Annotated in this window: 6 protein-coding genes and 1 pseudogene; all 7 read left to right on the forward strand. The window is 67.2% G+C overall.

What is annotated here, in order from left to right:
• Nucleotides 1-189 (forward strand): annotated as a pseudogene (locus LQT98_RS22105) (flagellar basal-body MS-ring/collar protein FliF); the annotation flags it as partial.
• Nucleotides 173-1231 carry a flagellar motor switch protein FliG gene (locus LQT98_RS22110; protein ID WP_082150806.1) on the forward strand — a complete coding sequence of 353 codons (1059 nt, stop codon included), beginning with the start codon at nt 173-175 and terminating at the stop codon, nt 1229-1231. The pseudogene LQT98_RS22105 and the gene LQT98_RS22110, both read left to right, overlap by 17 nt.
• The gene (gene fliH / locus LQT98_RS22115; protein WP_231465242.1) at nt 1228-1935 is read left to right on the forward strand and encodes a flagellar assembly protein FliH; all 708 of its coding nucleotides are present in this window, start codon (nt 1228-1230) and stop codon (nt 1933-1935) included. Before LQT98_RS22110 ends, fliH begins: the two co-directional genes overlap by 4 nt.
• A 3-nt stretch (nt 1936-1938) precedes the next feature.
• A complete protein-coding gene (gene fliI, locus LQT98_RS22120; protein ID WP_048407816.1) occupies nt 1939-3252 on the forward strand; it encodes a flagellar protein export ATPase FliI in 1314 nt (437 codons plus the stop codon).
• Nucleotides 3249-3683: a flagellar export protein FliJ gene (gene fliJ / locus LQT98_RS22125; RefSeq protein WP_048407817.1), complete on the forward strand. Its 435-nt coding sequence runs from the start codon at nt 3249-3251 to the stop codon at nt 3681-3683. The genes fliI and fliJ overlap by 4 nt, the downstream gene beginning before the upstream one ends.
• 111 nt (nt 3684-3794) lie before the next feature.
• Entirely contained in the window at nt 3795-5138 is a 1344-nt protein-coding gene (gene fliD / locus LQT98_RS22130) for a flagellar filament capping protein FliD (protein WP_231465244.1), read from the forward strand.
• Between the two features lie 85 nt (nt 5139-5223).
• On the forward strand, nt 5224-5550 hold a 327-nt coding region (gene fliS, locus LQT98_RS22135), incomplete at its 3' end, for a flagellar export chaperone FliS (RefSeq protein WP_231465246.1).

Consider the following 5550-nt stretch of genomic DNA (forward strand, 5'->3'; position numbering starts at 1 on the left):
GCGCTGGCCGCCGCGGCCGGCGCCGGCGCCAGCCCGGTGGTGCCGCTGCTGGAAAACTACGATCTGCCGCCGGCCGGCTCCAGCGTCGACGTTCTGGTCGACCACCTGAAGGGCCTGGCCGCCAAAGAGCCGGAACGCGTCGCCGAAGTCGTCAAACAATGGGTGCAGAAGAATGGACGAAACCAATAACGCGCTAGCGCCGGCGATGACGCCGGCCGCCGCCGCCGCCGCGCCCGCCGCCGAGGCGATGAACACGATAGAACAGGCCGCCGTGCTCTTGCTGTGCATGGGCGAGGAGCCGGCCGCCGCCGTGCTGCGCTGCCTGAGCCGCGAGGAACTGCTGCAAGTGACCCAGGCTATGTCCGGCATGAGCGGCATCAAGGTGGACGCGGTCAAGACCACGATACAGAAATTCTTCGACGAATACCGCGAGCAGAGCGGGGTGCACGGCGCCAGCCGCGCCTTCCTCAAGCGCTCGCTGGACCTGGCGCTGGGCAGCGACATCGCCAATAGCGTGCTGGACACCATTTACGGCGACGCCATCCGTCCCAAGATGGCGCGGCTGCAATGGGTGTCGCCGCAATGGCTGGCGGACCGCATCGCCGGCGAGCACGTGCGCATGCAGGCGGTGTTCCTCGCCTTCCTGCCGCCGGCGCTGGCCGGCCAGGTGGTGGACGCGCTGCCGGCGGACAGCCGCGACAGCGTGCTGGTCAATGTGGCCCGGCTCAAGGACGTGGACCGCGAGCTGCTGGAAGAACTGGAAGAGCTGGTCAACCGCTGCCTGGAAAGCCTGCACACCCAGAGCACCGCGGTGGAAGGCATGCAGCAGACCGCCGACATCATCAACCGGCTGCCGGGCGACCGCCAGCGCATGATGGAGCTGCTGCGCGCCCACGACCCGGACATCGTCGAAGAAATCGAAACCCGCATGTACGACTTCTTCATCCTGTCGCGCCAGACCGAAGCGGTGCTGATGCGCATCAGCGAAGACATCGCGCTGGAACAATGGGCGATCGCGCTCAAGGGCGCCGAGCCGGCGGTGCGCGAAGCCATCGTCCAGACCATGCCGCGCCGTCAGGCGCAGAACTTCGACGCGATGATGCGCCGCTCCGGACCGGTGCCGCTCAGCCGCGTCGAAGAAGTGCGCGCCGACATCATGGCCCAGGTCAAACAGCTGGCCCAGGCCGGCGAAATCGATCTGCAGCTATTCCCCGAGGAAGTGGTCGAGTGAAGGCCTGGCGACCATTCCGCTTTCCGCCGCTGATCCACAGCGCGCTGGAACAGCCGCTGGACGGCCAGGACGCCGCCCAGATCCAGGCTTCCGCCGCCGACGGCTTCCGCCAGGGCATGGATGCCGGTTACAACGAAGGTCTGGCCAGCGGCGAAGCCGCCGGCCGCGACGCCGGCTATGCCGCGGGCCTGGAGCAGGGCCGCCAGGAAGGGCTGGCGACGGCGCGCCGCGACGCCCAGGCCGGCCTGGCCGACCTCGGCCGCCCGCTGGAAGCGGCGCTGGCCGAACTGCGCCGCGTCAGCGAGGAATACCAGGCTGCGATGCGCGACGAAGTGGTGGAGCTGGTGGCCAAGGTGGCGCGCCAGGTGATCCGCTGCGAACTGGCGCTCAAGCCGGTGCAGATCCTGGACCTGGTGGACGAAACCCTGGCCGCCTTGCCGCCGGGCCAATACCAACAGGACGAAGTGGAAATCCTGCTCAACGCCGAGGAATGTCAGCGTATTCGAGAGCTGGCGCCGGAGCGCGCCGCGCGCTGGCGCCTGGTGGCGGACCCGCAGCTGTCGCACGGCGAATGCCGGATCCGCACGCCGGAATCCGAAGCCGACGCCGGCTGTCAGCAGCGGCTGGAGGCCTGCATCGCCACCGTGCGCGAACAATTGCAAAGCGACGCCGCCACGCCGGCGGCGGAACAGGCGGAGGCTTAAGCCATGCTGCGTCAGGCGCTGGGACGACTGGAACTGCCCGAGGTGCCGGTGGCCACCGTCAGCGGCCGCCTGGTGGGCGCGTCCGGCCTGCTGCTGGAAAGCGTCGGCTGTCCGCTGGAAACCGGCCAGCGCTGCGTGATCGAAACCACCGGCGGCGGCTGGCTGCAAGCCCAGGTGGTGGGTTTCAAGCGCGAAGTCTCCTACCTGATGCCGTTCAAGAAGCCGGTGGGCTTGAGCACCGGCGCTCGGGTGCTGCCCGCCGCGGACAGCGGCGGCCTGATGATAGGGCCGTCCTGGCTCGGCCGCATCGTCAACGGCCTGGGCGAGCCGCTGGACGGGCTGGGCCGCCTCGGCGGCGAACAGCCGCTGGCCGCCCATCCGCCGCAAGTCAATCCGCTGAAAAAACAGCCGGTATCCGCGCCGCTGGACGTGGGCGTGCGCGCGATCAACAGCCTGCTCACCATAGGCCGCGGCCAGCGCGTCGGCCTGTTCGCCGGTTCCGGCGTCGGCAAGAGCGTGTTGCTGGGCATGATCACCCGCCATACCGAGGCCGATGTGGTGGTGGTGGGCCTGATCGGCGAGCGCGGCCGCGAAGTGCGCGAATTCGTCGAACACTCGCTGGGCGCCGAGGGCCTGGCCAAGGCGGTGCTGGTGGTGGCGCCGGCGGACGAATCGCCGCTGATGCGCTTGAAAGCCACCGAACTGACCCACACCATCGCCGCCCATTTCCGCGATCAGGGCCGCAATGTGCTGCTGCTGGTGGATTCGCTGACCCGTTACGCGATGGCGCAGCGCGAAGTGGCGCTGGCGCTGGGCGAGCCGCCGGCCACCCGCGGCTATCCGCCGTCGGTGTTCGGCCTGTTGCCCTCGCTGGCGGAGAGCGCCGGCAATGGCGAGGGCGGCGCCGGCAGCATGAGCGCCATTTACACGGTGCTGGCCGAGGGCGATGACCAGCAAGACCCGGTGGTGGACACCGCGCGCGCCATCCTGGACGGCCACATCGTGCTGTCGCGCGAGCTGGCCGAGCGCGGCCACTATCCGGCCATCGACATCGGCCGCTCGGTCAGCCGCTGCATGAGCCAGCTGACCGCGGCGGAGCACGCCGAGGCGGCGCGCGGCGCGCGCGGCGCCTGGTCGCGCTACCAGGAAGTGCGCAGCCTGATCCCGCTGGGCGGCTACGTGGCAGGCGCCGATGCCGACACCGACCGCGCGGTGCGGCTGATGCCCAGGCTGGAGGCCTTTTTGCGCCAGGGAGCGGTCGAGGCCGCGAGCTATGAAGACAGCCGCAACGGTTTGATGGAGATGCTAGCGACATGAGCCAGCCCGAAGATGTGCGCCGCCTGGGCCTGATGGTCCAATTGCGGCAACAGGACGTGGACCGCCTGCAAAGCGAGGTGGAGCACAAGCGCCAGCTGCAGGAGCGCTACCGCCGCAACATCCTGCGCATGGGCGAGCTGTGCGGCCAGAGCGGCGCCAGCGCCGACGCCGGCCACCCGGCGCTGGCGCGCAACTGCGCCGACTACAAGGGCGCGCTGCTGGGCTTGATGGCCTCGCAGCAGCAGGATCTGCAACTGGCCGAGGCCGACGCCGCGGTCAGCCAGCGCGCGCTGCTGCAAGCCAGCCTGCGCCGCGAAGTGATGGTCCAGGTGCGCGACCAGGCGGCGGAAAGCCTGCTGCGTCTGCGCCTGAAGAAAGAACAGAAGCAAACCGACGAATTGGCCGGGCAAGCCTGGCTGCGCGGGGCGTGATTATTCACGAGGGCTCAAGAAAGGCCTGGCTGCGGTCGCCCTGAACAGTAACTACTGTCCATCTTCCCGCCCGGCCGCCGCTCAGGCCCGCGCACAGCGAAAGGATTTCAAATGGCTATCGATTTCAGCAAGACTCCGCCCTCGGCGCTGGCCCAGAACGCCGCCAGCCTGTATCTGCAAGACGCCCAGAACCAGCTGGACACCCAGAGCAAGGCGGCGCAGGCGCGTGGCGACGCGTTGAGCAAGCTGCAAAAAGCCTTGCAAGACTATCGCAGCGCCTTGTCCGGCATCACCACCAAGAAAAGCCTGGTGGCGATGAACGCCAGCATCAGCCAGGAAGGCTTCGCCACCGTCAGCGCCAAGGGCAATGCCCAGCCGGGCAACTACTCGCTGTTCATCGAGCAAGTGGCCACCGCGCACCAGCTGTCCTTCGGCAGCCTGTCCGGCGCCAAGGCCCAGGCCGGCGACAAGATCACCATCCGCCAGGGCAGCGACAGTTTCGAAGTGGACCTCAACGGCGCCGACCGCGACGGCGACGGCAATCTGTCGCCGTCGGAACTGGCGCTGGCGATCAACCGCGCCAGCGGCAACAGCGGCAAGGTCAACGCCATGGTGCTGAACAACGGCGGCACCAGCCAGCTGGTGATGTCCTCCGGCAAGACCGGCGAGAGCGGCGCCATCTCGCTGGACCTGAGCCAGGTCAGCGACGCCGGCCTCAAAAGCGGCCTCGCCAGCCCCAAGGAACTGACCAAGGGCCAGGACGCCATCGTCTGGCTGGGCAATAAGGATACCGGCGTGCAGATGAAGCAGGCGTCCAACACCTTTGAAAGCATAGACGGCGTCAATCTGACCATCAGCAAGGCGATGAAGACCGGCGACACTCCGCTGCAGCTCAATGTCGCGCGCAACGAGGCCGACACCGTCAGCAATGTGCAGGGCTTCGTCGACAGCTACAACAAGCTGGCCAGCGCGATCACGGATCTGTCCGCGCCGGGCAAGGAAGGCAAGGCCGGCGGCCCCTTCGCCAGCGACTCCGGCATCCGCAGCCTGAAAGACGGCATCAACAGCCTGCTGCGCCAGTCATACGACGGCATCACCCTGAACCAGCTGGGCATCAAGGCCAACCGCGACGGCAGCTTGAGCCTGGACAGCAAGAAGCTGAACGAAACGCTGAAGGACAAGCCGGACGCGCTGGATCGTTTCGTCAACGGCGACAACAAGAACGGCGTGGTCAAGCAAAGCAGCGACTACCTGGACAAATGGCTGAACGGCAGCAGCGGTCTGCTCAAGCTGCGCAAGGATTCCGAGGCGCGCATCCAGAAAGACCTGGACAGCCGCCAGGTGCGGCTGAAGGCCCAGTACGACCAGAGCTACAAGCGCTATCTGACGCAATTCACCCAGTTGCAGAAGATGCAGGAAGACATGCAGAAAACCATGGGCATGCTGTCCTTCTGATTCCGTCGCCGGATTTGCTTGGCCGCACAAAATTCGGCGGGAGGGACGACCTCCCGCCTATTGATTAGAACAGGAGCACGACAACGTGGAATACGACGCCTACCGCAGCTATCACGCGGTCAATCTGGAAGCGCAGACCCACGCCGCCTCGCCGGTGCAATTGGTGCTGGTGCTGTTCGACGGCCTGCTGGAAGAAATGGCGCGCGCGCGCGGCCATCTGGAAAACCAGCGCTATGAGCAAAAGGGCGAGAGCATCAGCAAGTGCATCAACATCCTCAACGGCCTGTCCAGCGCGCTGGACTTCGATTCCGGCGGCGAGGTGGTCACTAATTTGGCGCGGCTTTACGACTACTGCGCCTACCGGCTCTACCACGCCAGCGTCAATCTCGACGTGGCGGCGCTGGACGAGGCC

This window comes from Chromobacterium aquaticum (assembly GCF_021129195.1).
In the GTDB taxonomy this organism is placed as follows: Bacteria; Pseudomonadota; Gammaproteobacteria; order Burkholderiales; family Chromobacteriaceae; genus Chromobacterium; species Chromobacterium aquaticum.